Origin of the sequence: Hallella faecis (assembly GCF_018789675.1) — a bacterium.
Taxonomy (GTDB): domain Bacteria; phylum Bacteroidota; class Bacteroidia; order Bacteroidales; family Bacteroidaceae; genus Prevotella; species Prevotella faecis.
This window is the reverse complement of the sequence record NZ_JAHKBE010000029.1, coordinates 14,048-39,509: the sequence shown is the minus strand read 5'-3', so window position 1 is coordinate 39,509 and position 25,462 is coordinate 14,048. Positions and strand designations below refer to the sequence as shown.

Genomic DNA, 25,462 nt, shown 5'->3' with positions numbered 1-25,462 from the left:
GCATCCTAAAAGACTAAAGAAAGGGCCGTATCATTACTCAATACAGAGTTTGATAAGACCCTTTTTAATATCATAGTTATAATCTGTATCTTTGAAGAGTAGTCATTTTAGTTTTGACACACCCTCTTATTTATGATCAGACGGTCATCAGACCGTTAGAAACGGTTGGGGCTACTTCGTATTCAGGCGCAAGCCCACATTGAGGCTGAAGCCTAAGGGATGGTCGGTGTAGGACGACTCCACCCCACTGCCGTTCTTAAAGTGACAACTCAGGCCGGGCTCGGCATAGAAACTCACCATGGGCGAAAGCTTTAGCGCAATACCCGCAGCGACATTAAGACTCAGCACTGGACGGCTCTCCTTCACCTTCTCACTGCTGTTGTCGGTAGAGAACGTTCCCTTCACCAGTTTCTCCATCTCGCTTCCTGCCGTGGCATAGACGTTGAAACGGCGATTGCTCCACACATCATAGCTCACACCAATCGGCACTCCTATATAATGAAGGGCTTGGGAGCCAGTGATGCTGTTGCCATTCGACGAATCCTCAAAGTCCGACTTGAGATAGGCATAGTTCAAGCCGGTTTGCAGGCTCCAGCGATAGCCCAGGGGCACACGCACCGAGAAGCCTACCTTGACGGGCTGATGGTGCTTGGAGCGAAGCTCGGTTGACTTGGCATGTCCCAGTCCAGGCACCAATGTGGTGCCGGTTTCTCCCACAGAGGTATCGAAGGGCGAAGTGTAGCACAGGTCGGAATAACGACCGCCAGCCATGCCGCTTAGGTTCATGCTGGGCATGCCCGACAGATGGGCACCCACTTCCACAGCCCGACTACGACTCGCATGGGCCTGAAGTTCAGGCTCACGAGCGATATCTCGAGTTGTGCGAACGTCTTGTTGCTGACGGGCCTTTGTGCGTGGCTGTACGGATGATCGCGGTTCCACCCTCTCCTCGGCATGCTCCTCAGCAACGCACACAGGCTCCTGCGACGAATCGACCATGGCCACCACCGGTGGATCGGAAAGGGCACACGCAGCCTCTTGTTGCGCCACAAGACTCTCGGCCTCACGCCGTCTCTTGGCTACCGTCTCGACGGCTTGGGCCACCCATCCGCTAACCGACGCCACGGGCTGCGTGGTCGGAGCCATCGCAGATGCAGCCTCACGAGACTGGCTTGCGGACCGTGGCGTTCCCGGGTCCATCACGGTCTGTTGGGCCAGGGGTTGCTGAGGCTCCTGTTGATGGGGAGGCATCAGGCACACGCCAATGGCGGCCACCACAGCCACCGATGCAGCCACGGCTCCCCATCGGCGCGCACGCATGCTAATGATGTGGGCCTTCCGTTGTCCATAGGCAGGTTGCAGACCCCGACGCGCCATCTCTTTCTTGATGTCGCAAAGCAGACCCTCGGGCGCACTATGCTGTGCGTCGTTGAGAAGCCTGTGTGTGTCGTTTGTCCATTTCTTATTCATTGCCTATGCGATTTATAGTTCTTGATGATACGGGCGAGCATATCCTTTGCCCGATGCAGTTGCGAGGCCGAGCTGTCGGGCTTAATGCCGAGCAACTGGGCGATCTCCTTGTGACTCTTTCCTTCCACGATATAGAGGTTGAGCACCGCCCGATAGCCGTCAGGCAACTGCCGGATGAGACGCGTCATCTCCTCACTGGTAAGGTCATCGGTGTCGGGATCGTCATCGGGGAGGTCAGGCGGATCGGCCTCCATCCTATCGATGGGCGACCGCTTGCGTTGCCGCAGGAACAGCAGACTCTCGTTCACAACGATTCGTCCCATCCATGCCTTAAGCGATCCCGATCCGCGATAGTCGAAGGCGTCGATGGTGGTGAAGATCTTAATAAAGGCTTCTTGCAACACATCCTTCACGTCATCATCGTCAGACAAGTAACGAACGCAGATGGCCGTGAGGTAAGACGCATATTCGGCATATAACTCATCCATGGCCGAGGCGTCGCCCCGGCGGAAGAGATTCAGGATATCTTGTTCTTTGTTTCGTCCGAATATGCGCATATCAGGATGCAAAAGTAGTCTTTTTATGTGACTCCCACACCATTTAGCCTCATCTTTCTACACAAGAAATACCTCGCAAGTGAAAACCTTGCATGAAAGACGTCGAAAAAAATAATTGTTTTTTTTGAGCCACCAATGCAAGGTTTGGCCCATCGAAGCATTTGAGTTAACGAACCGATGAGGTAGAACCAGTATAAATAATCAATAATAAACAAACAAGAAAATGAAAAAGTTAACGTTCATCTCTTTGATGATTTGCTGCTTGGCAGCTATTGGGCTCACTTCGTGCAACAACGATGTAGAATACAAGGGACTCACCAACGAACAGAAGGCCGAGGCCTTCAACACCGTGAAGGGCTCGTACAAGGGCGACCTCATCTACCCCGCCACCAACCCGAGCAACAAGACCGATGTGACCGACACCCTGCAGATTTCGTGGCAAATGAACAGCGACTCGGTGATGACAATCCGCAACTTCCCCGTGGAGCTGCTGGCTTCCAACATCACCAACCCCGAGTTGGCTAAGGCCCTACGCAAGCAGCAACCCCGCGACTGGAAGTGCTACATCAACTTCACTCAGGTACAGCCCGTCACCTTCTTCATCAACCCCACGTTGCAGAGCTTCTCACTCAACTATAACGACAAGGACCACGTGGTGCAGATTGCCATGCTCGGCAACGACATCTACTCATTTGGCATGTACAACTCCAGCAAGAAGATGATGCAGATGCAGATTGTAGAGGCAGCCGTTTACGTGAACGGCATCTTGCAGCGCGGCATGCTGAAATCGGCTGTGCCCTTCATCCTCAGCGGAACCAAGCAATAAGCAACCGCAAAACTACCATAATTATTTCTGTGGCAAAAGTTCCAAGCGTCACTGACAGCGCTTGGACGCCCCAAGCCCGACAGTCCATGTGATTGTCGGGCTTTTTTAGGAAAAGCCATGTTGGGACGATCTATAAAGCCATGTTGGGACGATCTATAAAGCCATGTTGGGACGATCCATTCATGATTCTACATGAATAATCGTGTTTCGCCTAACAACAAAAGGAATGATCAACGGCATCTATCAAGAGCATAGATGCCTAAAAAGAAAAAGAGTTCTGAAGCACACGACTCACAGAACTCTAAATGTAGCGGGACCGGGCTACGATCCCGGGACCTCCGGATTATGAATCCGACGCTCTAACCAACTGAGCTATCCCGCCATCATTTTCAACTCCTCTATCCGAAAAGCGAGTGCAAAGGTAGGGATTATTTTCCTTATCTCCAAACTTTTGGGCAAATATTTTTCGAATATATGCAAAATTCTTGGTTTTAAGCCCATCTTAGCCATTTAAGGATAAGAGAAAAGGCGAAACGGCTCTTCCCTTATCGCCTCACCATTTTGTGCCCATCAACAATAACGAGTCCTTTGTAATACGACGAAACGCGCTGTCCAGAGAGATTGTAAACCACCGAATGAGATGGGCGTAAGGGTGCGCTAATCTTCATCTCCTTTACTCCCGATTCCACGCCAAGGAAAATATGATTGGCCAACTCCTCAGCGTTTCGATGATACCAGTCCTTGACATAATCGAGCTCTTCGCTGATATTGCGCTTCAAAGGCACTGGATTGCCATTCCACTTTGCATACTCGCGTTCCCATGCTCCCGACTCCTCAAACATGCGGGCGTAGGCATCGAGCCGTCCGCAGAACGCCTCCTCCGACAGCACCGTTTGGCGAAGCGCTTGCCAACGGTCGTATACAAGGCCTTTGAAACCCGCCACATTACCCTCCCATAAGCGTCGGGGCAACTCTGCGGAGAGGATAAATCCTTCCCAAATTGGATTGGTATAATAACTACCATTCCAACTGCCACCAAGCGAGCAGTCGAGATCCCAAGGGGTAATGAGCATGCGGTTGCCTTTGCTCTTGTCCACCACACTAAGGTAAGCGTTCTTAAAGAGATTGTCGAGTATGCCCTGCGAAAGCAGGAAAACCATGTAATCGCGAAGGTTATCCATATAAAACCACTTGGGGATGCCCGTCTGCAATTGCTCATTCGACGATTTTGCGCAATAGTCGATGAACCGCACCAAGGGCAAATAAGCCTCTTCGCAAGGATAATCCTCAGAATATGCGAGTTCCCATCCGTTCCACTTTTTTTTGCCATGTGGTGTCTGTTTCATACCCCCTCAGCCTTGTGGCAGACGACCACTCGCGTCCCTTATACAACACGCCCCTAATGATAGGCTGTCCCTTGTCGTCCACACGAGGTTTCTTAAGATCAAGCAATTTGCGGTTCTCCTTATCGGTGAAGCAATACAAGCCATGATACTCGCCATTGATAAACAGTTCGACAAAGAGGCCCACCGTGCCATTCCTACGGTCGAGCTTGGTATCGTAGGGCACACGCGACATGGCGTTCCACACATCGAAGTTCACACGATTGCGCATACGGATTCGATCGACGGCCATGGCATCGAGCACCCAAATCTTATCCCTTCGCAAGCCAAAGAGGTTGGCGTTGAGCTCTTCACCTTGACCATCCACCACCTGAATGGCAAACGATTTCTTGTCATAACGGATGGATGTATTACCCCTGTATTTCACCTTACACGCAAGCAACGTTACGCCATCGCCCACCATGCGCTTCATTGGGTCGCAAATCTCCACGAAAGCCGGAGTATATGTGGGCTTCGACACATGGTCGATGTCGACCATGAGGTTAACCAACGGCAACGATTGCTCATGAAGTTGCAATTTCAAAGAGTCATAACAAGGTATGGTATCCGCTTGAGCCACAACTATACGGAGACAAAGAATACCAACCCAAAACACTAATCTACACATACTTTTCATTTCTGATACTGATAATTTTATTAACACAAGGCACACTAAGCGCACTTATCAATGGAGTAAAGATATAATATAAAAGCCGACATAGGTTGTAACGCAAGGATTATTTAGGCTGGTTTACCCCAAATCAGTCTTCAAATCCCATGCATTCGGACATCTGATTCGATCGAAGGCAGGCGTAGGCGTTAAAGGCAAGGCAGACTATGCCGTCTTCTCAAGCCCCTTCTTGCGGTACGACCAAATCTCAAACGAGTTGATGATGTTCTGCCAAAGGATGTAGCAACCAGGCCCCACGGAACTCAACGGATTGAGAAACGCCGTGGAGACCCAGATAGCGAAAGCGGTGTTCTTCTGCCCCAGACTCTGTCCGGCCTCAACAGTCTTACCGAAATAATGGCCGATGAATCGGCCGGTGGCAAACTGAACGATGCAGAGGATAAGCCCCATGGCGGCAATGGAAACAAGGAACCACACGGAGGTATCGTGCCAAGCGTTGCCGATGTTCATGGCGGTGGTGCCAGTCACCACGACCAACGACCCTCCCCAAAGGTAATAACTCAGGTCGGGAACGGCCACGATGCGCTGGTGCAAACGGTGGAACATGTGCTTCGTGACATACGCCAGCAGCATGGGCAGCAACAGCACGGCGCTCACCTTCCACAAGATTTGCAGGAAGAGCGGCCAGAACTCGATGTGCTCGGCAGCCTCGCTGGCCTGTGGCAAGGCAGGGAAGCAAAGCGGAATGAGCAGCGCCGAGAGGAAGTTGGATAAGAAGGTGTAGGTGGTCATCTCCTCCAGGTTGCCGCCCAACTTAGCCGTTACGACGGGCGCAGCGGCCGCACAGGGGGCAATGATGCACACCATGATGGCTTCAAGCATGATAAGCGGTTCACCCGAGATGTTGAAACCGACAATGAGCCCCATCAGGGCCAAGATGAAAACCGTTTGCTGAACGCTGATCCACAAGTGCCATCTGACGGGCAGCAACTTATGGAAGTTGACCTTGCAAAAGGTGACATAAAGCATGAGAAACATGAAGACGGGCAGCACCTGATCGTTATAGGGGGCATACCCATCGCCAATGGGAGCCAAGAAAGGCACCCAACTGAAAAGAAGATAGACGCACACGCCGGTGAGCATTGCCACGGGCAACGTCCAGTTTTTCAGAAACTTCAACAGTTTTTTCATAAATATCCTCCTTAAGATTTCATCCTACCGTGCAGTCCCTTTTGCGGAAGCATCATGGAATTCCTTACGTCTCGGCCGAACGATTTCATGCTTCCTGCGCCAAATGGCAAAGGGCTTTTCGCTTATCTTACGCTTCCATTGCGACCAAGCGTCAACACATTGGCCTTCAACTTGTAGTTGGCATGGTCGAAGAAGACCCCAGGATTGATGGTGCGGCTCTTGAAACGCAACTCAAAATGCAGATGGGGCGTGGTGGCGCGGCCTGTCTGTCCGGTATAGCCTATCACCTGACCGGCCTTCACCTTCTGGCCCGCCCTCACGGTGTTCTTCGACTGGTGGCTATAGCAAGTGGAGAAGCCATAGGCATGGCGGATAACGATGTAGTTGCCATAGGCGAAATATGGGCCCGACTGAACCACCACACCATCGAACGCGGCCAGCACCTCGTCGTTGGACTTGGTCTTGATGTCCACGCCCGAATGGGTCTTTTTGCCACGTCGTCCATACTGACTGATGATGTGAGCCCCAGGCAACGGATACGACCAATGCTCCTGCTCTATCTTGCCGAGGTCGAGCTTGAACGTGGCGTTCTTGAGCAACGGATCCTCGTCTACATCATCAGGGTCGAGCGTCAACTTCGCTTGTTTCTCCTCCTTCGTCACGGTCAGCACCACATGGTTGCCACTCTTGCGGCACTGCACCACCTGCCGGCGCAACTTATGACCCTTCACCTCGAGAATCGTTTCGGGGTTGATCCATCCTCCATTGATGAGGAAAGCGAAGTAGCATGTGGCCTTTTGGCCATCGTTTCCCACAATGGCGACGGTTTGTCCGGCCTTGACGCGCTGTCCCGGCTTCACCAAGTTTTGCGCGTTGCGGGCATAAACCGTCTCCAGGCCGTTGTCGTGCCGAATGATGACCACATTGCCATACTGCTCCGATCGGCGCGCCATACGCACGGTGCCGGCGAACATAGCCTTCACGGCATCGCCCTTCGTGGTGGTGATTTCCAATGCCTGGCCACCAATCACCTCCGCCTTTCCCACGGGCAGCGGAAACGAATACTCATTGTCCTTGAGGATGGTGAAATTGATTTCAAAGGCGTTGCTATGGGTGAAAAGGCCCGGTGTGGGCACGCTGATGACCGCCTGTTCGGTGGCGGAGAACTGATGTTGCGCATGCAACTCGCCGCTAACCAAAAGGGCCAGCAGGCAAAGGGTGATATATGAATGAAATTTCTTCATGTCTGATGTGTTTCGGTCGATGAGCGCCATCACGGCTACCCGGCCCCATCATCGCAGGATGATGCCTGTGTAGATGCGTCCAGAGTCCACGCCCAAACGGCGCGCCGAGAAATAATCGTCCACACGATCGTACGTGCAGACATTGGAAACGAGGATGGCGTCGAGTGGAACGCCCGCCTCCTCCAGTTGCAGGCGATTGCACAAGGGCAAGTCGATATGCCACTTGGCGTAGCGCTTGGCTATGCGGCCCATATCGAACCACGCCTCCGCAAAACGGTCGTACACCTCCTGTCCCACCTCGAAGTTGGCCAAGGAGATGCCCGGTCCTATCACGGCCCGCACGTCGCCAGCATGGGTGCCATAGTTGTTTTCCATCACACGCAGCGTCTTTCCAACGATGCGTTGCACCGTACCGCGCCAACCCGCATGGATAGCGGCGGCGGCATGATGGCGAGGGTCGTAGAGCAATACGGGGATGCAATCGGCTGTCGACACGCCAATGCACACATTCCCAAGTTGGGTTATGAGCGCGTCGTGCCCCTCAAGGGCCGCCAAACGCTCCTTTTCGGGAAGACGAAGCAGATCGTCGTCGACAACAAGGCAGTCGTCGCCATGCACCTGATGGGCCATCACCACATGGTTCTCGTCCACCTGAAGCTCGGCGGCCAGCGCCTTTCGGTTGGCGATGATGGCCTGTGGGTCATCGCCACAATAGGGGTTGATGTTAAATTCTGAATAGCATCCCTTGCCCACCCCGCCATGGCGTGTGGTGGAAAAAGCCGTCACCTGGGCAGCCATTGGATAATAGGTGATGATGGGCATGGGTTGCATAAATCGTAAAGGGGTAAAAGGAGACGCGAGCGTTACTCGTCGTCGTCCATTTCAACAATATCGAGGTCGTCGAAATCCTCATCGAGATCATCCAAATCGATCACCTCGAATTCGTCGGCTCCCTCCTCCTGCATCTCTTGTCTAAAGCGCGTCATATCCTTGTCGCGGTGCACTATCGTGTCTTCACCCGTGATGTCTTGCAACTTGTTGCTCTCGTTGTTGAGCTCACGCCACAGCACATCCTTCAACTCGTCGAGACCCAAGCCGCTGACCGAAGATATGAACACCACCGGCAGGTCGGTGGGCAACGTCTCCTGCAACATGCTGATGAGCTCCTCATCGAGCAGGTCGCTCTTGGTCACCGCCAGCACACGGTGCTTGTCGAGCATATCGGGGTTAAACTTGCTGAGCTCACCGAGGAGCACCTCGTAGTCGTGCTTGATGTCGTCGGTGTCGCCTGGCACCATGAAGAGCAACAGGGAGTTGCGCTCAATGTGACGCAGGAAACGCAGTCCGAGACCCTTACCCTCGCTGGCGCCCTCAATGATACCGGGGATGTCGGCCATCACAAACGATTTGTTGTCGCGGTACGACACGATACCCAGCGACGGCTCCAGGGTGGTGAAAGGATAATTGGCAATCTTGGGGCGAGCGCTCGAGAGCGATGAGAGCAGCGTTGACTTTCCCGCGTTGGGGAATCCCACCAAGCCCACATCGGCCAAGAGCTTCAGCTCCAGTATGACGGTCTTCTCCTGCATCGGTTCGCCCGGCTGTGCGAAACGAGGCGTCTGGCGGGTGGCCGTACGGAACTGATAGTTGCCGAGTCCACCTCGGCCACCCTTCAGCAGCACGACCTCCTGACCGTCGTAAGTGACATCGCAGACATACTTGCCCGTCTCGGCGTCATAGACCACCGTGCCACACGGCACGTCGATATAAGAGTTTTTGCCGTTGGTTCCATGGCACTTGTCGCGCCCTCCGTTGCCGCCATGCTCAGCGAATATATGCTTTTGGTACTTTAGGTGCAACAACGTCCAGTAGTTATGGTTGCCGCGCAGGATCACGCTGCCGCCATCGCCGCCATCGCCGCCATCGGGGCCGCCATTGGGTTGGTATTTCACGTGGCGAAGGTGCATAGATCCCTTGCCGCCCTTTCCTGAGCGGCAGACGATGCGCACATAGTCTACGAAGTTTGATTCCATATCAAATGATTGTTTGGGGCATTCGCCCCGGTATTACAAAGAGTCGATGATTTCACAGACGTCGCCGAAGATGCGATCGATGTCGCCCAGTCCGTCGACGGAGTGGAAGAGGCCTTCCTTGTTGTACCAGTCGCAGAGAGGCTGCGTCTGTGTGTGATACACATTGAGGCGCTTCTTGATGGTCTCCTCATTGTCGTCGCTGCGTCCGCTCACCTTGCCACGCAGCACGAGGCGCTTCACCAGCTCCTCATCGGGCACATGCAGCTCCACCATGGCAGCCACCTTGTGTCCACGCTCGGCCAACATGGCCTTCAAGGCCTCAGCCTGCGGGATGGTGCGGGGGAAGCCATCGAAGATCACGCCCTCGTGGTCCTTACCGAAGCTATCGTAAACGTCGGCGAGAATGCCCACCATCAGCTCATCGGGGATGAGTTTGCCCTCGTCGATGAATCCCTTGGCGGTCTTGCCGAGCTCCGTACCACGCTTGATTTGGTCACGAAGCACATCACCCGTGGAGATATGCTTAAATCCGTACTTCTCAATGAGCTTGTCGCTCTGGGTGCCCTTGCCTGAGCCAGGAGCACCAAAAATAACAATGTTCTTCATTTTATTCCACTATCGTGTAAATATCTCTCAAATTGCGTCCTTGCTGATCATAGTCGAGACCGTAGCCCACAATGAAGTCGTTGGGGATCTCCATGGCGGCGTACTCTATGTTGAGTGGCACCTGCAACTTGCCGGGTTTCACCAGGAGCGTGCAGATGTGCAGGCTCTCGGGATCGCGCGTTCCCAACTGCTCCAACATGCGCTTCATGGTGAAGCCCGTGTCGATGATGTCCTCAACGATAACCACCGTACGACCTTTCAGGTCCTCGTTAATGCCAATAACCTCCTTGATCTTTCCCGAAGAGACGGTGCCTTGGTAGGATGCCAACTTCACAAATGAGATTTCGCAGGGAATGGTAATCATTCGCATCAGGTCGGCGGCAAACACGAACGAACCGTTCAGCACGGCCAAGAACAGCGGGTTCTTGTCCTTCAAGTCTTCGTTCAACTTGTCAGCGACGGCTTTCACGCGTTGCTGGATTTCAGCCTCGGGGATAAACGTGCGGAACGTTTTATCCTTCACTTTAACTATGCTCATGTGGCTTAATTACTAAAATTAGGGTGCAAATTTACGAAAATCTACCGAGAACGACAAGCGGCAAGGGAAAAAGAACATCATCTTTAGCGTTTATTTACCACTCAAGCCGCGCGGCCACCCAAATGCCCGCGGGTGGGCAAGGTGCCAAGCGCAAGGGTGTTCGGCATCCGTCACGCCAATTTGCCAACAAGCCTAAAAAAAGGAAGAATTCCTTTTGATATTCCGCTTGTTTGCACTAACTTTGCAGTAATATGAAGATTTTCACCGCTGCTCAAATTCACGAGCTTGACAACTATACCATTACGCACGAGCCCATCAAGTCGATCGACCTGATGGAGCGAGCTGCAAAAACCATCACACGCGCCATCATGGACGAGTGGACCGACCGCACGCCCATGGTAATCTTTGCCGGACCCGGCAACAACGGAGGCGACTCCCTGGCCGTGGCAAGACTTCTGGCAGAAGAGAACTACAAGGTCAGTGTGTATCTCTTCAACATTCACAACAAACTTTCTGACGACTGCGCCGCCAACAAACAGCGCCTCATCGATAGCAAGCGCGTGGGCCACTTCACCGAGGTGACCCTCAACTTCGACCCACCCGAGCTCACCGAGGACATGGTGGTGATCGACGGACTCTTTGGATCGGGCCTCAACAAACCGCTGATCGGCGGCTTCGCATCGCTGGTGAAATACATCAACCAATGCCCAGCGAAGGTGGTGAGCATCGACATTCCTTCGGGACTGATGTGCGAAGACAACACTTACAACATCCATTCTAACATCATACGCGCCGACCTGACGCTGACGTTGCAGCAGAAGAAGCTCTCCATGATGATGGCCGACTGCCAGAAATACATTGGCCGACTGCGTGTGCTCGACATCCGCCTGAGCAAGGAATACATCGACAAGACGGAAGCCAACTGCCGCATCCTGGAGGAGCAAGACGTCATACGCCTGCTGATGCCTCGCGACGACTTCGCCCACAAGGGCGCCATGGGCAACGCGCTCATCATTGCCGGCAGCTACGGCATGGCCGGAGCGGCGGTGCTTGCCACAAGGGCTTGCCTCCGCAGTGGCGTGGGGAAGGTAACGGTGCACACCCCCAGGCGCAACTACCTCGTCATGCAGACGGCGGTGCCCGAAGCGGTGATGCAGATGGACCATGAGGAAACTTATTTCTCGGAAAGCGTCGATAGCACCGACTTCGACGCATTGGGCATTGGCCCAGGCCTCGGACTGGTTGAAAACACGGCCATCGCCCTCATCGGCCAGATACGCCGCACCTCGTGCCCCATCGTTGCCGACGCCGACGCCCTCAACATCCTGGCCAACCACCAGGCATGGATGCAGCAGCTCCCATCAGGCATCATCATGACGCCCCACCCCAAGGAGTTCGACCGCATGGCCGGCAGCACCAGTAACAACGACTACGAGCGCCTTATCCGCGCCCAGCAAATGGCGGAGCATATCAAGGGCTACATCATCCTGAAGGGCCACCATTCGGCCCTCTGCATGCCCGACGGGCACATCGTGTTCAACGCCACCGGCAACAGCGGCATGGCCACGGCGGGCAGCGGCGACGTGCTCACGGGCATCCTCACGGCGCTCCTGGCCAGGGGCTACGACAAGGGAACGGCTTGCCAACTGGGCATGTACCTGCACGGACTGGCTGGCGACTTGGCCGCCAAAGAGGTGGGAAAAGAGAGCTTGGTGGCAAGCGACATCATACAGTTCCTGCCCAAGGCCTTCCTCAAACTGGAGGACTAAGCGCCCCATTCCTCACCCAAGCCTTCGGCTGCTCTCACACCAGCCCCCACAAGAACGCACCCAAAGCAAGGGCTCGTCTCACACCAGCGCCCACGAAGGCTTACCCCTATGCCCTTAACGTTTTACGAACACCCACAAACAAAGCATACCATCAACGATGAATTTCAAAGGATTACTGTTATTGCTGCTGCCTCTCAGCATCAACGCACAATCGATAGAAGGCACCGATTACTACCTTCCCAAGGCCGCCGTGCGCTTCACGGTAAAAGTGGAGAAGACCCAATACACACCGGGCAAGTTGGCTCCTTATGCCAGTCGCTTCCTGCGCACCGACGTCGAGTTGGAACCCGCCACAACCTACCGGCTGCTTGGTGTCGACATGGCCACATACGCCTTGCCCGACACAAGCCGTCATTTCACGCTCATTGTCGACAAGAAGCACTCTATAAATAAGGTGTGCCGGGCCGACAACGGTCAGCTCCTGGCCATCAATGCTGACGCATCGGCCACGCCCACGCCCATGCCTTCCTTCAAGCCGGGCCGCAAGGCCGCCCTGCTCAATCCGCAAGACTTCATGACGGAGGACATCCTCAATGCGGGCAGCAACGCCAAGATGGCCGAACTGGCCGCACAGGAGATTTACGACATACGCGACAGCCGCAACCAACTGAACCGTGGCGAGGCCGACTTCATGCCCAAGGATGGCACGCAGATGGCCATCATGCTCAACAACCTGGGCAAACAGGAGACAGCGCTCACACAGCTCTTCACGGGTGTCACGGTGAAGGACACCACATGGACCAACATCGATTTCGTGCCCACTCAGGAGGGCCGCCAGGTGCTCTTCCGCCTGTCGAAATGGCTGGGGCTCGTCGATGCCGACGACCTCTCGGGCGAGCCTTACATGATCAGCGTGACCGACAATCACACCGTGGCCGCACCACAACCCACTGCTGAGAACAAGAAGGAGGACAAGAACGACATCGGCCTTCGTGTCTGCCAGCCCAGCAAGATCCAAGTGGCGGTAACACACGGACAGCAGGTGGTGGTCAACGGCGAGCTGCTGGCTCCCCAGTTTGGCACCATCGAGTCGCTCAGCGGCGAACTGTTTGGCAAGAAGCAATCGGCCAAACTCATCCTCGATCCGCTCACAGGCGGCGTGAAAAACATTCAGGCCATCACCAACAACTAACACGTAGCCAACGCTACACAACCCCAAAGGGGCAACCATCCACCTCCATGTGGCTGGTTGCCCCTTTCTCTTACCCCCATAATGACCTCAAACGAGACATTAACATGACGGCATACGCATCCCAGCCGCTTTCTCCACAATGATTTACGTTCAGACGGAAACGTTCACTCGAGGCCCCAAAACCATTAGCGGAACTCGCGCCAGAACATGACAATATGGTTCAACTGAGCAGATACGGAAAAAGCCATTCCCTTTCTTTTGCGAAAAGGAATGGCTTATCGGAATGTTAGTTAGCCCTCATCGTCGAAGGCCAAGCAACATGATTAGTCGCAGTTGGCGAGCTTGTTGTCAGAACCCAGCACGTCCTTGATCTTCTCCTCGTACATGTCAGTCATGTAAGCACGAGCCACCTTACCATACTGGCGAGGATCGAAGTAGTCAGGATGCAGAGCCAGCGTCTCACGCACACCAGCGGTGTAGGCCAGACGAGAGTCTGAGTCGATGTTGATCTTGCAAACAGCGCTCTTTGAAGCCTCGCGGAGCTGATCCTCGGGGATACCCACAGCGTTAGGCAGCTTGCCGCCATACTGGTTGATGATATCCACATAGTTCTGAGGAACTGATGAAGATCCGTGGAGCACGATGGGGAATCCGGGGAGCTTCTGCTCGATCTCGTGCAGCACGTCGAATGCCAATGGAGGAGGAACCAGGCGGCCAGTCTTCGGGTCGCGTGTGCACTGCTCGGGCTTGAACTTGTAAGCGCCGTGGCTGGTACCGATAGAGATGGCGAGGCTATCGCAACCAGAGCGCTGGCTGAAATCGATCACCTCCTCGGGCTTTGTGTAGTGGCTCTCCTCTGAAGCAACCTCATCCTCAACACCAGCGAGCACGCCGAGCTCAGCCTCAACAGTAACGTCGAACTTGTGAGCATACTCCACGCACTTGCGAGTCAACTCGATGTTCTCCTCGTAAGGCTTGCTTGAACCGTCGATCATCACGCTTGAGAAGCCGAGGTCTACGCAGTCCTTCACCAGCTCGAACGTATCTCCGTGGTCGAGGTGGAGAACAATCTCAGGATGGTTGCAACCGAGGCTCTTGGCATACTCCACAGCACCCTGTGCCAGATAGCGCAGCAATGTGGGGTCAGCATAGGCGCGAGCACCCTTAGACACCTGCAGGATCACCGGGCTGCGAAGCTCTGAGCTTGCCTTGATGATAGCCTGAAGCTGCTCCAGGTTGTTGAAGTTGAATGCAGGAATAGCATAACCGCCATTGACGGCTCTCTTGAACATCTCGCGAGTGTTCACGAGACCCAGTTCTTTAAAATTAACTGCCATTTTATACAAATATTTAGAAATGAATAGTAATCTCTTTAATATCCAAATGCAAAAGTACCATTAAATTTTATTACTTACAAATGCAAAAGTGATTTTTATCGTTACATAATAATTAAAAAGGCTTAAATTCTCTTACCCCAAAGGGTCCTTTTTGATTTTGCAACCTTGGCGTTACATTCAGACGAAGCACTTTTTCATCCTTATCGATCAACCCTCCGAGCCATAGTCAATGGCGCCGGAGGGTCCGTGTCAGCGTTTCATATTGATGATGATGGTGACCGTTACGTCGGGATAAGGCCTCTCTTTCGATGGGTAGCGCAGGGTGTAAATGCGGTTTTGCTTGGCACCCTCCACCGTAACGATCATCGTGGTGTAACCGTCGGCGGTGGTCGTCACCACATCCTTTTGCCGACGCGCCTCTTCCTTGAACGTGTCGATAAAATGCTGGGTTCGCAAGCCCGAGGCAGTGAGTCGCTTCACCACCTTCTCCACCTTGTGGGTCTTGGGGTTGCGCTTCACGGCCGTCACAAACGACGAGCCTCCCAGCGTGGAATATTGTTCCACCATACGGTCGATGCTGTTTTGCGCCGATGCCATGAGGCACGAGAGCGCCATCAGCACGACCAACAGATATTTCTTAGGCATGGTTTATTCGTTTAAGAGTCGTTCTATTTGTTTTCTTTGTTTAGGCGACAAGCCTTGCAGCACCTCCTGCTCTGCGTCGCCAATGACCTCTTGCGAGCGGGCGTGTGCCTCGATGCGGTCGGCGTCGGCGAGCAGCTGGCTCACCTCGTCCTTGATGCTTACCAGGTTGTCGGTTCGCTTGCCGTCTACAATCACATAACTTCCTTCGTAGGTCTTGGCCAACTGCTGGTTCTCCACCCTCACATAGCCCCACACTCCCGCCACAACAACGGCGGCGACGACGGCCGCTGCGGCCATCCAGCGCCTAACGAGGCGTAGTCGGCGGCGGGGCTTCTCGCTCACCGGGAGCGTCGCCATATCGCGGAAAAACTCGGCATACGGCTCCAGTTCGGGGTCCACGGGGCCTGCGAGGAAGCGGCGGCAGAGTTCCTGCTCCTCTTCGACGGTGGTCTCTCCATCAAGGAAACGATCGATTAGTTCCTGTGTGTTCATGATTGGGTTGTTGGGTTGTTATATTGTTTGAGCAACAGGCGGCGGGCCCGGCTCACCATCTGTCGCGCTGTGGCCTCGGCGATGCCCGTCAGCCGCGCGATGTCTTCGTACGACATGCCATCGGCGTGGCGCAGTCGGAACACCGTCTGCATATCCTCGGGCAGGTGGCTTATGAGGCGTGCGATGCGCTCGTAGCGTGGGTCGTCTACCGCCTCTGGACTGATGGCGAAGTTGAGTCCCTCGATGTCGACATGGGGCCGCAACTGCCGTAAGCGGTCGATGGCGAGATTGCGCGTGAGCACCTGCGCCAGATTCTTGACGTCGGGCTGCAGGCGGTCGCACATCTTCCACAGCCTGACGAGCACATCTTGCACCACGTCTTCGGCCTCGGAGGTGTCGTGAAGGTAACGGCACGCCGTGGCCAGCATGTTGCCGCGCAGGGCCTCCGCCATCTTCTGAAACTGGGTCTCGTCCATCGGCTACGGTCTAACGAATCAATATTGGTTGAGTTCGCTGGTGTCGATCTTCGCCAGTCCGCTGTTGTCCACATGGGTGTCGTCGGCCGTTCCCTTGATCTTCAGGGTGGCGTTGCCGCTGTTGCTGGCTTTCAGCTCGTCGCACTCCACATAGACGGTAGTTTTTCCCACTCCGCTGTTCTCTATGTTGAGTGTCTTTCCCTTGAAGCTTATCTTACTGTTCGACACGCCTGACAAATCGGCGTACAGCTTGTCGCCCGACACCGTGGTATTGATGTTGCCCACGCCCGAGACGTCGAAATGGGTGTCGTTGCAGTTTATCTGCTCCACATGAAACGAGGACACACCCGAGACCTTCAGGTTGAAATGGTCCACGTCGAGCTTGCTTGCATGAAACGAGCACACACCGCACACGTCCAGATCCGTCAGGTTGGGTGCCACAACAACGAGTTCGCAACCCTGGTGGCGCCCATTTCCCCTCTTGTCCTTGTTCTCCACATAGAGGCATCCCCCTTTCGTGTAGACGTTGAGGTTGTTAAGTTCGCGCGACGGACCTGTGGCGGTTACCGACACGTGGGGCCCCTGCGTGAAGCGGATGGTCGTCACGCCCGACTGTTCGATCCTGTCAAACGAGTCAACGTTGAAGGTACGGTGGTCGTCGGAGCCATCCACTACCGAAACATCGCTGGCAACCACGCGCTTGGCGCTACATGAGCTGAAAGCCAAGGCGAACAGGGTCACCAAGGCAAGGAGAAGAAGGTTTTTACTTTTCATACATTTGCTTGTTTTTGTTTATCTTCTGCCTATAGTACGTTTGTCCCATGCGTTTTGTGACAAGGATAGGCAAAAAAAATGATGGCCACCCCTCTCTTTTTCAATCTCAGGGTTGGCACATCCACCAACACCAAGGCCGCACCCTGCTGGATGCGGCCTCGTAGGTTAATTCTCCCATGGATAGCGTGGCTTCGGCTTGGCCATGCCGCTATTGAACTTATAGCTCAGGTGCACCATGACATAGCGCGGCAAACTGTTGCGCCAGGTCTCCGTGCGGCCCTGCGAGTTGAGCGTCACGTCGGTGTTCTTCAACTGGGCAAGGATGTCGAAGGCGTCGAGCGAGAGGGTGAGCCTCTTCTTCAGGAAGCCACGGGTCAGACGTGCGTTCCACACCCACTCGCTGGTGTTCATCTGGTCGTCGTTGTATCCTCGTCGGTTGTAGGAGGTGAGGTCGCTCGACAGCTCAAAGCTCCAGGGCAGGTGCACCATGCCCGAGAAGCGGAAGTTGTAGTTCCAGGCCGACACCTCGCTGAAGTCCTTGCGGTCGCTGGTGGCGTGCCGGTAGTTCACCGCAGGCGTAAGACTCAAGCGCAACCCTTCGCCCAACTGGTAGGTCAGGCCCACCGAGCCACTGGCCATCGTGTTGTGCACGTCGCTCCGCGTGTTGTCCATGCCCTCCACAGTGGTGAGGTCCACACTGTTGTTGTAGTTCACATAAATGTTGCCCTGAAGTGTGAGGTGCTTCTTCTTGTCCAACACACGCTGGGCGAAGGCGTTGCCGCCCACCTGCCAGTTGCCATTGATGTTGCGTGGCTGGCTCGTCGTCACACCCGTCTGCTTGTCGTAAACCACGGCCGTGGCCAACGCATTGCGTGTAATGCTGTAGTTGGCGCCCAGCGACAACATCGACTGGGTACGCATCTGGAACTTACCCCATTGAGCATTGACGCTATGGGTGCGGGCGTTCTTCAGGTTGGTGTTTCCAAGCGTCACATAGAGCGGATTGGCGTCATCGCGGATGTCGAGCATCGAGGTCATACCGGGCTGCGACTCTGAGGAGCGGTAATTGAAACTGGCGTAGACGTTGCCCGTGGAGTCGTTGAATTGGTACATCATGCCCAGGTTGGGCTGGAAGAGCACGTCGTGGCGCGACGTGTTATAGCTGCGCTGACGGTAATAAACAAGATTATCATACTTGAACGACAGGCCCGGGTTGCCATAAGCCATAAATCGCGGGCGCTGCACACCGTCGCCCGAGCTGAACACGAACGAGACGTCGGCGTCATGCGTGCGCGTCATCTGGTCGCTCCAATAGCTGTTGTTGCCATCCTTCACGCTGAGCAGCGCCTCACGCGTAGAGGGCAACACACCCATGCCATACGAAAGGGAATCGTAGTCGGCCAACTGGTCGAGGCGGTAGAGGTCGTAGGTCTGCGAGTCGTAGCTCTGCTTGTACGCATATCTGGGGCGCACATAGAAGTTGCGCACTCCGGCGGAGTCGTTGATAAGGAAATGGGTGTACTCAGCCGTCAAACTGTAATCGTAGCTCTTGTTGGGCGACTGCGAGAACTGGTTGCGGTCGTCCTTCGCGCCTGTCGACAAGTAATCGATGCGGTTGAGCGCAAAGCGATCGTTGCTCGAGCGATTGTAATGGGCGTTGGCCTCAAGGCTGATGTTGTTCTGCGACCAGAGGTCTTCTCCCTTGCCCAGCTTTATACTATGGTTGAAATATCCTGAGAAGGACGTCGATTCGCCTTGGTATTTGCCGGCGTTTCTCACACGGTTGATCACCGTCTGCATCAGGGCATGGTCGGCATTGGGCATGAAGATGCTGTCGAGGGCCGACATGCCCCAAGGTTTCTGGTTGAACCTGCCGCTCAAGCTGCTGTTCCAACCCTTGCTGTGCGAATGCGAGGCGTTCACATCACCAAACAACATGCTACGCTTAAACATCCGCGAAAACACATGGCGCGTATACAGCGTGTAGTTTTTGGGGCGATTGGCGTTGGTGCTCAGGTTATAATAGTCGCCACCCGTGAGGAAGGTCTGCGCATTGGTTCGCGACGTGTTGTCGTTGTCTACGGCGGTGTAAGAGTTCGATGTCTTGTAATAATCGTCCTCGGTCTTGCCTTCGAAACGATATTCCAGGCCAAACTGCTTGCGGGCGGAAAGGCCACTGCCGGCATCGGGCAGGTCGCCCGTCACGTTGTCTTGTCCGGGCACCCGATAGTTGTTCACGTTGTTCACGTTGCCCGTGAGCGTGAGGCGCGATTTCTTCCCATAGAACATGGAGAACAGTCGGGCCTGGTAGCGGTCGCTCGAGCCAAGGGCGAGGTCCACGTTGCTGATGTTACCATGCTTGTATTGTTTCTTCAGGTTCACGTCGAGCACCAGTTCCTTGTCGCCCATGTCCACGCCCTGGAAACGGCTCTCGCGGCCCGCCTTGTCGTACACCTTGATCTTGTCGACCGTGTAGGCGGGCAGGTTCTCCAGCGCCTTGGAGGCATCGCCGTTGAAGAAGTCGCGGCCATCGACCAGCAATGAGCTTATCGTGCGGCCATTGACCTTGATCACACCGTTCTCGAGCGTGGCACCCGGCATCTGCTGCACGAGCGCGTCGAGCATAGAGCCCTCGCTCAGGTTGAAGGCCGAGGCATCGTAAACCACCGTGTCGCCCTTCATCACCATCTTGATCTTGGTGGCTTTCACCACCACTTCGCTCAACTGGCGGGCGTTCTCCGCAAGCACGATGTCGTCGACACGCTGTTCGTTGGCGCGATCGGCCATCTTCACGTCCACCTTTTTATATTGGGTTTGGTAGCCCAGCATCGACACGCGCAGCAAGTAGCTCTTGTTGTTCTCCACATCGAGCTCATAAACCCATTGCTTCCAGCCCCAAAGCTGTACCTCCTTGGTTTGGGCAACACGGATAACCGAACTGTCGGCAATGGACAGCAATTCAACGGTGGCGCCCTCCAAGTCGCGGTGATCGGTGTCGACCACCTTACCGGTGATATGGCGGGCCTGGATGGTTGTGGCAACCATCAGTAGGAACAGTAAGAAAGTAAACTTACGTAGCATGATTGATATTTTTTCGTTTAAATGTAGATTGTACACAATTCGTGCAAAAGTATACAATTATACGTTTGACACCTATAACTATCAACGCGCATTAACATTTTACACAATGTTTTAACAAACATATACACGCGCTCCTCCATGGCAAGCCATCGGTTAATAACCGAAAGATCGCAACAAACTATAGTCCAAACTACACACTTCTTTTCCACGAGCCCATCGTTTGGCGTAAATACGCAATTCTCAGAGGATTTACACAACACCCTTATTATTAATAACTTACGCTCTCAGTTCAACATTCAACGCTCCACATTTAACCTTTCGTCTTGCGGATGGGCATGTTTCGTGGTGCGAAACATGCCCATCCGCAAGACGATACATGGTCTTTCGCAGCGCGATACCTTAGCTTTCGCAACACGAAAGATGCCTAATGGCACGAGCTCGGCGCAACACCGCTCGTTGGAAAGGCAAAATTCCGCCATTTCGCTCGCTGGTTCACTCGAAAATCCAACACAACTTTTTAACCAAAAGACCTGACAAGGCACCGCATGGACATCGGCAGAAGAACCATGGGAGGTTAGTGTGCCATGTGCGAAGTGTCTACCTCCTTGACCGTTGTCTCCTTAGATACCTTAACCCAAACCGGTCATTAGACCGAAAGAAACGCTGACAAGAATCGAAAAGAAGATAAAACATCTCAGTGTTTCTCCTATTTCGGCCTAATGGCCGATTGGGGGTTAACATCAGCAACAAATTGGTTGCGAGCCTTCCATGCGTTATAAGCAATTGGCAGATTATCAATAAGAAACATCAGACATTTCTTGTCGGTTAGCCAAAAATGTTGTTACTTTGCACTCTCGTAACAAAATAGGCAATGAAAGTATTCACATCAATTGTTGACCTTCAGAACGAACTCTTCCAGGTTCGCCACGAAGGAAAAGAGGTTGGACTGGTGCCAACCATGGGTGCGCTTCACGAGGGTCATGCCTCGCTCATCAAGCGCAGCGTGAAGGATAACGGAGCCACTGTGGTTTCCGTATTCCTCAACCCCACACAGTTTAACGACCCTGGCGACTTGGAACGCTATCCGCGCACGCTCGACGCCGACTGCAAGCTCTGCGAGGAATGTGGCGCACAATATGTGTTCGCTCCCTCGGTGAAGGAGATGTACCCCACTCCCGACACCCGCCACTTCGAGTTTCCACCCCAGTCGACGGTCATGGAGGGTGCCAAGCGCCCAGGACATTTCAATGGCGTGTGCCAGGTGGTGAGCCGCCTCTTCTACATCGTGAAGCCCAACCGCGCCTACTTCGGTGAGAAAGACTGGCAGCAGATTGCCGTGGTGAAACGTCTCGTGAGCTATATTGGCTACGATAAGATTACAAAGATTGTGGAGTGCCCCATCGTTCGCGACGCCGACGGACTGGCCAAGAGCTCGCGCAACACACTGCTCGCTCCCGACGAGCGCGCCATCGCTCCACATATCTACGAAGCGCTGAAGAAGAGCGTAGACTATGCCAAGAGCCACACGGTGAAGGAAACACACGATAAGGTGGTGGCCGACATCAACGCCATCGACGGCCTGGAAGTGGAGTATTTCGAGATTGTTGACGGAAACACACTGCTCGATGTAAGCAACTGGGACGACAGCAACTATGTGGTGGGATGCATCACCGTGTATTGCGGAAAAACGCCCATCCGACTCATCGACCACATCAGCTACACATCATCAAAGGATAACCAATAAGTTAAAACCCAAAAGATCATGCAAATACAAGTACTCAAAAGCAAGTTGCACTGCGTGACGGTTACCGACGCCAACCTGAAATACCTGGGCAGCATAACCATCGACGAGGACCTGATGGACGCCGCCAACATGATTGCTGGCGAGAAGGTGCAAATTGTAGACAACAACAATGGCGAGCGCTTCGAAACCTACATCATCAAGGGCGAGCGTGGATCGGGATGCATCTGCCTCAATGGGGCCGCAGCACGCAAGGTGCAGATTGGCGACACCATCATCATCATCTCCTACGCGCTCATGGACTTCGAGGAGGCCAAGTCGTTCAAGCCCACCATCGTGTTCCCCAAAGAGGGCAACAAACTTTAGAAAGAAAACACCATACGTATCATGGTACAAATAAAAAGAGGATGTGGCGAACACATCCTCTTTTTATTTGTTTTGACCCAAGTCGGTCATTATTTGGGGGGTTGAACCCTAATAGCTCTCCTCGGCACTGGGGAAACCTCCCGTCTTCACCGCATCGACATACGCTTGCACACCAGCGGTCATCGTCGTAGCCATGTCGGCAAAGTGGCGCAAGAACTTGGGCTTGAAACCCTGCGTCATGCCAAGGGCGTCGGCATAAACAAGAACCTGGCCATCGGTGTCGGGACCGGCGCCAATGCCAATCGTCACGGCCTTCACCTCACGGGTGACCTGTGCGGCGAGCTTGGCCGGAACCTTCTCGAGGGTTATGGCGAAGCATCCTGCGTCGTCGAGGGCGTGGGCATCGGCCAGGAGCTTTGCGGCCTCGGCCTCTTCCTTGGCGCGAAGGCCATAGCCGCCCAACTTATGTATGCTCTGCGGTGTGAGGCCCAGGTGGCCCTCCACGGGTATGCCGGCTGCGATAATGGCGCGAATGGTGTCGACAATCTCGGCACCGCCTTCCAACTTCAAAGCATCGGCACCCGTCTCTTTCATGATGCGAACGGCATTGCGAACAGCCTCCTCACGACTCACCTGATAGGAGCCGAACGGCATATCGCACACCACCAGACAGTGGTGGCAGGCGCGAACCACGCCACGGGCATAAACAATCATTTCATCGACGGTGATGGGCAGCGTCGTCTCATTGCCGGCCATCACGTTGGAGGCGGAGTCGCCCACGAGAATAGAATCGATGCCGGCACGGTCCAAAATGCCCGCGGTGGTGAAGTCATAAGAAGTGAGCTGGGCTATCTTCTCACCAGCGGCTTTCATCTCTGCAAATGTCTGTGTTGTAATCTTTTTCTTGTCTGTTGTTAAATATCCCATTACTTATAACTGATTTGAAACTGCAAAGATATATATTTATTTTGTAACTTTGCACCCAATAAGCCAAGAGTCTTAACATAACACCTTATTTAATAGGATATGCTAAAAGGAAAAAAGATTGTGTTAGGCATCACCGGATCGATCGCGGCCTACAAGGCTTGCCTCATCATCCGCGGCCTAATCAAGCGTGGCGCCGAGGTGCAAGTGGTCATCACACCCTCAGGCAAGGAGTTTATCACACCCATTACGCTGAGCGCGCTAACCCACAAGCCTGTCATCAGCGAGTTTTTCTCGCAGCGCGACGGCACATGGAACTCGCATGTCGACCTCGGGCTATGGGCAGACGCCATGCTCATAGCTCCCTGCACGGCCAGCACATTGGCAAAAATGGCCAACGGTGTGGCCGACAATATGCTCATCACCACCTATCTGTCGATGAAGGCGCCGGTGTTCATTGCGCCGGCCATGGACCTCGATATGTACCGCCATCCATCGACCCAGCACAACATGGACACCCTGAGAAGCTACGGCAACCATATCGTGGAGCCGGCAAGCGGATTCCTGGCCTCCGGACTGGAGGGCAAGGGACGCATGGAGGAGCCTGAGAACATCATCGCGGCACTGGAGCGCGAACTGGCACACGAGGGCGGCGAAGAGCCTTCAACCACCGAGGGGCGCCCCACCCTATCGGGAAAACGCATCCTCATCACGGCCGGACCCACCTACGAGAAGATCGACCCCGTGCGTTTCATCGGCAACTACTCAAGTGGCAAGATGGGCTTCGCGCTCGCCGAGGAATGTAGGAAGCGGGGAGCGGAGGTAACCTTGGTGGCCGGGCCCGTGGCCTTGCAATGCCATCCCGACATTCACCGCATCGATGTTGAGAGTTGTGAGGAGATGTTCAACGCTGCCACGGAGGCGTTTGCCAACGAGGACGCCGCCATTCTCTGCGCGGCGGTGGCCGACTTCAAGCCGGCTCAGGTAAACGACGTGAAGATCAAGCGCGAGGGCGACGGACTGCACATCGACCTTGTGCCTACGCAGGACATTGCAGCCACATTGGGCAAGATGAAGACGGAACGTCAGCGAATCGTGGCCTTCGCCTTGGAGACCAACAACGAGGAAAAGAACGCGGAGGAGAAACGCAGAAAGAAGAACGCCGACTTCATCGTGCTCAACTCCACCCGCATCCCAGGCACAACCTTCAGAAGCGACGACAACCAGATTGCCATCATCTCGGCCGAAGGCAGAACCAACTATCCCAAGAAGAGCAAAGACAAAGTGGCTGCCGACATCATCGACCAACTGCAGAGGCTACTGAACGAAACCGACAACAACACACAGCAATGAACATAGCCATTGGTATCGACGTAGGGATCTCTACAACAAAGATCGTGGGCATCAGCGAGGACGAGATCATATCGCCCGTTTGGATCAAGGCCACCGACCCGGTAACATCGCTCTATGGCGCCTTCGGAAAGTTTCTTCACGACAACGGCATAAGCCTCAACGAGGTGGAACGCGTTATGCTCACAGGCGTGGGAGCGGCTTACATCGACCGCCCCATCTATGGCCTGCCCACGCATCGGGTCGGAGAGTTTGTGGCCGACGGATTGGGGGCGGCCTTCGTGTCAAGGCTCAACCGCATGATTGTGGTGTCGATGGGCACCGGCACCTCGCTGGTGTCGTACGACCATGGCGACATCCAACACATCGGAGGCATAGGCATTGGGGGCGGCACACTCAACGGATTGAGCCGACTGCTGCTGCAAACCGACAACATTATGCAGATCTCCGAGATGGCTCTCGACGGCGACGTGTCGAACATCAACCTCAACATCGGCGACATATCGGCCCACCCGCTACCAGGCCTTCCTATGGATGCCACAGCCAGCCTATTTGCCAACGCTCAGGGAAACGCACGGCGTGAGGACATAGCGAAAGGCCTCATCTGCATGGTGCTGCAAGCCATCGGGTCGGCCACGATTCTCAGTTCGCTCAACAGTGGCATACGCGACTATGTGCTTATCGGAAACCTCTCGCAGCTGCATCAGTGCAAGGAAATCTACCCCAAGCTCGACAAGGTCTACAACGTAAGGTTTATCATCCCAGAGAGAAGCGAGTTTTGTACGGCGATAGGTGCGGCGCTGAGTAAGCCCACGCCTGTCATCGACAAGTAAGAAT

The 25,462-nt window shown here is 54.4% G+C and carries 24 protein-coding genes and 1 tRNA gene; 7 read left to right on the top strand and 18 right to left on the bottom strand.

The genetic code is table 11. From position 1 onward, the window contains the following. Positions 1-171 precede the first annotated feature (171 nt). Entirely contained in the window at positions 172-1,470 is a 1,299-nt protein-coding gene (locus tag KM934_RS08060; protein ID WP_215760109.1) for an outer membrane beta-barrel protein, read from the bottom strand. Further along, positions 1,467-2,027, bottom strand: coding sequence for an RNA polymerase sigma factor (locus tag KM934_RS08055; RefSeq protein WP_215760108.1), 561 nt, complete (start codon positions 2,025-2,027; stop codon positions 1,467-1,469). The genes KM934_RS08060 and KM934_RS08055 overlap by 4 nt, the downstream gene beginning before the upstream one ends. 223 nt (positions 2,028-2,250) lie before the next feature. On the opposite strand from KM934_RS08055, the gene KM934_RS08050 reads away from it, so the two are divergent. Then, positions 2,251-2,853: a DUF4840 domain-containing protein gene (locus KM934_RS08050; RefSeq protein WP_215760107.1), complete on the top strand. Its 603-nt coding sequence runs from the start codon at positions 2,251-2,253 to the stop codon at positions 2,851-2,853. A gap of 308 nt (positions 2,854-3,161) precedes the next feature. On the opposite strand, the gene KM934_RS08045 is transcribed toward KM934_RS08050, so the two are convergent. The 9 genes from KM934_RS08045 to hpt form a co-directional block, all read right to left on the bottom strand. Then, positions 3,162-3,235 (bottom strand) — tRNA-Met (locus tag KM934_RS08045). Between the two features lie 163 nt (positions 3,236-3,398). Further along, a complete protein-coding gene (locus KM934_RS08040) occupies positions 3,399-4,199 on the bottom strand; it encodes a CotH kinase family protein (protein WP_215760106.1) in 801 nt (266 codons plus the stop codon). Continuing rightward, on the bottom strand, positions 4,141-4,779 hold the full coding sequence (locus tag KM934_RS08035) for a CotH kinase family protein (protein ID WP_215760105.1): 639 nt from the start codon (positions 4,777-4,779) through the stop codon (positions 4,141-4,143). Before KM934_RS08035 ends, KM934_RS08040 begins: the two co-directional genes overlap by 59 nt. A gap of 291 nt (positions 4,780-5,070) precedes the next feature. Then, complete coding sequence (locus tag KM934_RS08030) at positions 5,071-6,057, bottom strand: transporter (RefSeq protein ID WP_215760104.1); 987 nt, start codon at positions 6,055-6,057, stop codon at positions 5,071-5,073. 122 nt (positions 6,058-6,179) lie between these two features. Beyond that, positions 6,180-7,301, bottom strand: coding sequence for a M23 family metallopeptidase (locus KM934_RS08025; protein WP_215760103.1), 1,122 nt, complete (start codon positions 7,299-7,301; stop codon positions 6,180-6,182). A 48-nt stretch (positions 7,302-7,349) separates the two neighbouring features. After that, on the bottom strand, positions 7,350-8,132 hold the full coding sequence (pgeF, locus tag KM934_RS08020; protein ID WP_215760102.1) for a peptidoglycan editing factor PgeF: 783 nt from the start codon (positions 8,130-8,132) through the stop codon (positions 7,350-7,352). Positions 8,133-8,164: 32 nt separating this feature from the next. Continuing rightward, positions 8,165-9,334 carry a GTPase ObgE gene (gene obgE / locus KM934_RS08015; protein ID WP_215760101.1) on the bottom strand — a complete coding sequence of 390 codons (1,170 nt, stop codon included), beginning with the start codon at positions 9,332-9,334 and terminating at the stop codon, positions 8,165-8,167. A gap of 33 nt (positions 9,335-9,367) precedes the next feature. Next, complete coding sequence (locus tag KM934_RS08010; protein ID WP_215760100.1) at positions 9,368-9,940, bottom strand: adenylate kinase; 573 nt, start codon at positions 9,938-9,940, stop codon at positions 9,368-9,370. Between the two features lies 1 nt (position 9,941). Continuing rightward, positions 9,942-10,478 (bottom strand): hypoxanthine phosphoribosyltransferase, encoded by a 537-nt coding sequence (hpt, locus tag KM934_RS08005; protein WP_215760099.1) that lies wholly within the window; start codon positions 10,476-10,478, stop codon positions 9,942-9,944. Positions 10,479-10,729: 251 nt separating this feature from the next. Between hpt and KM934_RS08000 the strand changes: the two genes are divergently transcribed. Both KM934_RS08000 and KM934_RS07995 read left to right on the top strand, forming a co-directional pair. Continuing rightward, positions 10,730-12,247, top strand: a complete 1,518-nt coding sequence (locus KM934_RS08000; RefSeq protein ID WP_215760098.1) for an NAD(P)H-hydrate dehydratase — start codon at positions 10,730-10,732, stop codon at positions 12,245-12,247. Between the two features lie 157 nt (positions 12,248-12,404). Then, positions 12,405-13,439 (top strand): DUF4831 family protein, encoded by a 1,035-nt coding sequence (locus KM934_RS07995; RefSeq protein ID WP_215760097.1) that lies wholly within the window; start codon positions 12,405-12,407, stop codon positions 13,437-13,439. A gap of 323 nt (positions 13,440-13,762) precedes the next feature. Here KM934_RS07995 and KM934_RS07990 read toward each other — a convergent pair whose 3' ends face one another. From KM934_RS07990 to KM934_RS07965, 6 genes are all read right to left on the bottom strand, one after another. Then, a complete protein-coding gene (locus tag KM934_RS07990; RefSeq protein ID WP_215760096.1) occupies positions 13,763-14,776 on the bottom strand; it encodes a class II fructose-bisphosphate aldolase in 1,014 nt (337 codons plus the stop codon). 249 nt (positions 14,777-15,025) lie between these two features. Then, positions 15,026-15,421, bottom strand: coding sequence for a DUF5024 domain-containing protein (locus tag KM934_RS07985; protein ID WP_215760095.1), 396 nt, complete (start codon positions 15,419-15,421; stop codon positions 15,026-15,028). Between the two features lie 3 nt (positions 15,422-15,424). After that, the gene (locus KM934_RS07980; protein ID WP_215760094.1) at positions 15,425-15,913 is read right to left on the bottom strand and encodes a hypothetical protein; all 489 of its coding nucleotides are present in this window, start codon (positions 15,911-15,913) and stop codon (positions 15,425-15,427) included. Next, entirely contained in the window at positions 15,910-16,389 is a 480-nt protein-coding gene (locus KM934_RS07975; RefSeq protein ID WP_215760093.1) for an RNA polymerase sigma factor, read from the bottom strand. Before KM934_RS07975 ends, KM934_RS07980 begins: the two co-directional genes overlap by 4 nt. Before the next feature lie 18 nt (positions 16,390-16,407). Then, complete coding sequence (locus tag KM934_RS07970) at positions 16,408-17,163, bottom strand: GIN domain-containing protein (RefSeq protein WP_215760092.1); 756 nt, start codon at positions 17,161-17,163, stop codon at positions 16,408-16,410. A 165-nt stretch (positions 17,164-17,328) separates the two neighbouring features. Further along, complete coding sequence (locus KM934_RS07965; protein ID WP_215760091.1) at positions 17,329-20,244, bottom strand: outer membrane beta-barrel protein; 2,916 nt, start codon at positions 20,242-20,244, stop codon at positions 17,329-17,331. A gap of 871 nt (positions 20,245-21,115) precedes the next feature. Between KM934_RS07965 and panC the strand changes: the two genes are divergently transcribed. Together panC and panD are read left to right on the top strand one after the other, a co-directional pair. Beyond that, a complete protein-coding gene (panC, locus tag KM934_RS07960; protein WP_215760090.1) occupies positions 21,116-21,988 on the top strand; it encodes a pantoate--beta-alanine ligase in 873 nt (290 codons plus the stop codon). A gap of 18 nt (positions 21,989-22,006) precedes the next feature. Next, positions 22,007-22,351 (top strand): aspartate 1-decarboxylase, encoded by a 345-nt coding sequence (panD, locus tag KM934_RS07955; RefSeq protein ID WP_215760089.1) that lies wholly within the window; start codon positions 22,007-22,009, stop codon positions 22,349-22,351. 108 nt (positions 22,352-22,459) lie between these two features. On the opposite strand, the gene panB is transcribed toward panD, so the two are convergent. After that, positions 22,460-23,278, bottom strand: coding sequence for a 3-methyl-2-oxobutanoate hydroxymethyltransferase (gene panB, locus KM934_RS07950; RefSeq protein ID WP_215760088.1), 819 nt, complete (start codon positions 23,276-23,278; stop codon positions 22,460-22,462). 99 nt (positions 23,279-23,377) lie between these two features. Here panB and coaBC point away from each other — a divergent pair, with 99 nt between their 5' ends. Further along, on the top strand, positions 23,378-24,628 hold the full coding sequence (gene coaBC / locus KM934_RS07945; protein ID WP_215760087.1) for a bifunctional phosphopantothenoylcysteine decarboxylase/phosphopantothenate--cysteine ligase CoaBC: 1,251 nt from the start codon (positions 23,378-23,380) through the stop codon (positions 24,626-24,628). Next, entirely contained in the window at positions 24,625-25,458 is an 834-nt protein-coding gene (gene coaW, locus KM934_RS07940) for a type II pantothenate kinase (protein ID WP_215760086.1), read from the top strand. Before coaBC ends, coaW begins: the two co-directional genes overlap by 4 nt. Positions 25,459-25,462: the final 4 nt, after the last annotated feature.

Bases quoted from the DNA above. Each gene is read 5' to 3' on its own strand.
- KM934_RS08060 (WP_215760109.1), bottom strand. From the start codon at position 1,470: ATGAATAAGAAATGGACAAACGACACACACAGGCTTCTCAACGACGCA.
- KM934_RS08055 (WP_215760108.1), bottom strand. From the start codon at position 2,027: ATGCGCATATTCGGACGAAACAAAGAACAAGATATCCTGAATCTCTTC.
- KM934_RS08050 (WP_215760107.1), top strand. From the start codon at position 2,251: ATGAAAAAGTTAACGTTCATCTCTTTGATGATTTGCTGCTTGGCAGCT.
- KM934_RS08040 (WP_215760106.1), bottom strand. From the start codon at position 4,199: ATGAAACAGACACCACATGGCAAAAAAAAGTGGAACGGATGGGAACTC.
- KM934_RS08030 (WP_215760104.1), bottom strand. From the start codon at position 6,057: ATGAAAAAACTGTTGAAGTTTCTGAAAAACTGGACGTTGCCCGTGGCA.
- KM934_RS08025 (WP_215760103.1), bottom strand. From the start codon at position 7,301: ATGAAGAAATTTCATTCATATATCACCCTTTGCCTGCTGGCCCTTTTG.
- pgeF (WP_215760102.1), bottom strand. From the start codon at position 8,132: ATGCAACCCATGCCCATCATCACCTATTATCCAATGGCTGCCCAGGTG.
- obgE (WP_215760101.1), bottom strand. From the start codon at position 9,334: ATGGAATCAAACTTCGTAGACTATGTGCGCATCGTCTGCCGCTCAGGA.
- KM934_RS08010 (WP_215760100.1), bottom strand. From the start codon at position 9,940: ATGAAGAACATTGTTATTTTTGGTGCTCCTGGCTCAGGCAAGGGCACC.
- hpt (WP_215760099.1), bottom strand. From the start codon at position 10,478: ATGAGCATAGTTAAAGTGAAGGATAAAACGTTCCGCACGTTTATCCCC.
- KM934_RS08000 (WP_215760098.1), top strand. From the start codon at position 10,730: ATGAAGATTTTCACCGCTGCTCAAATTCACGAGCTTGACAACTATACC.
- KM934_RS07995 (WP_215760097.1), top strand. From the start codon at position 12,405: ATGAATTTCAAAGGATTACTGTTATTGCTGCTGCCTCTCAGCATCAAC.
- KM934_RS07990 (WP_215760096.1), bottom strand. From the start codon at position 14,776: ATGGCAGTTAATTTTAAAGAACTGGGTCTCGTGAACACTCGCGAGATG.
- KM934_RS07985 (WP_215760095.1), bottom strand. From the start codon at position 15,421: ATGCCTAAGAAATATCTGTTGGTCGTGCTGATGGCGCTCTCGTGCCTC.
- KM934_RS07980 (WP_215760094.1), bottom strand. From the start codon at position 15,913: ATGAACACACAGGAACTAATCGATCGTTTCCTTGATGGAGAGACCACC.
- KM934_RS07975 (WP_215760093.1), bottom strand. From the start codon at position 16,389: ATGGACGAGACCCAGTTTCAGAAGATGGCGGAGGCCCTGCGCGGCAAC.
- KM934_RS07970 (WP_215760092.1), bottom strand. From the start codon at position 17,163: ATGAAAAGTAAAAACCTTCTTCTCCTTGCCTTGGTGACCCTGTTCGCC.
- KM934_RS07965 (WP_215760091.1), bottom strand. From the start codon at position 20,244: ATGCTACGTAAGTTTACTTTCTTACTGTTCCTACTGATGGTTGCCACA.
- panC (WP_215760090.1), top strand. From the start codon at position 21,116: ATGAAAGTATTCACATCAATTGTTGACCTTCAGAACGAACTCTTCCAG.
- panD (WP_215760089.1), top strand. From the start codon at position 22,007: ATGCAAATACAAGTACTCAAAAGCAAGTTGCACTGCGTGACGGTTACC.
- panB (WP_215760088.1), bottom strand. From the start codon at position 23,278: ATGGGATATTTAACAACAGACAAGAAAAAGATTACAACACAGACATTT.
- coaBC (WP_215760087.1), top strand. From the start codon at position 23,378: ATGCTAAAAGGAAAAAAGATTGTGTTAGGCATCACCGGATCGATCGCG.
- coaW (WP_215760086.1), top strand. From the start codon at position 24,625: ATGAACATAGCCATTGGTATCGACGTAGGGATCTCTACAACAAAGATC.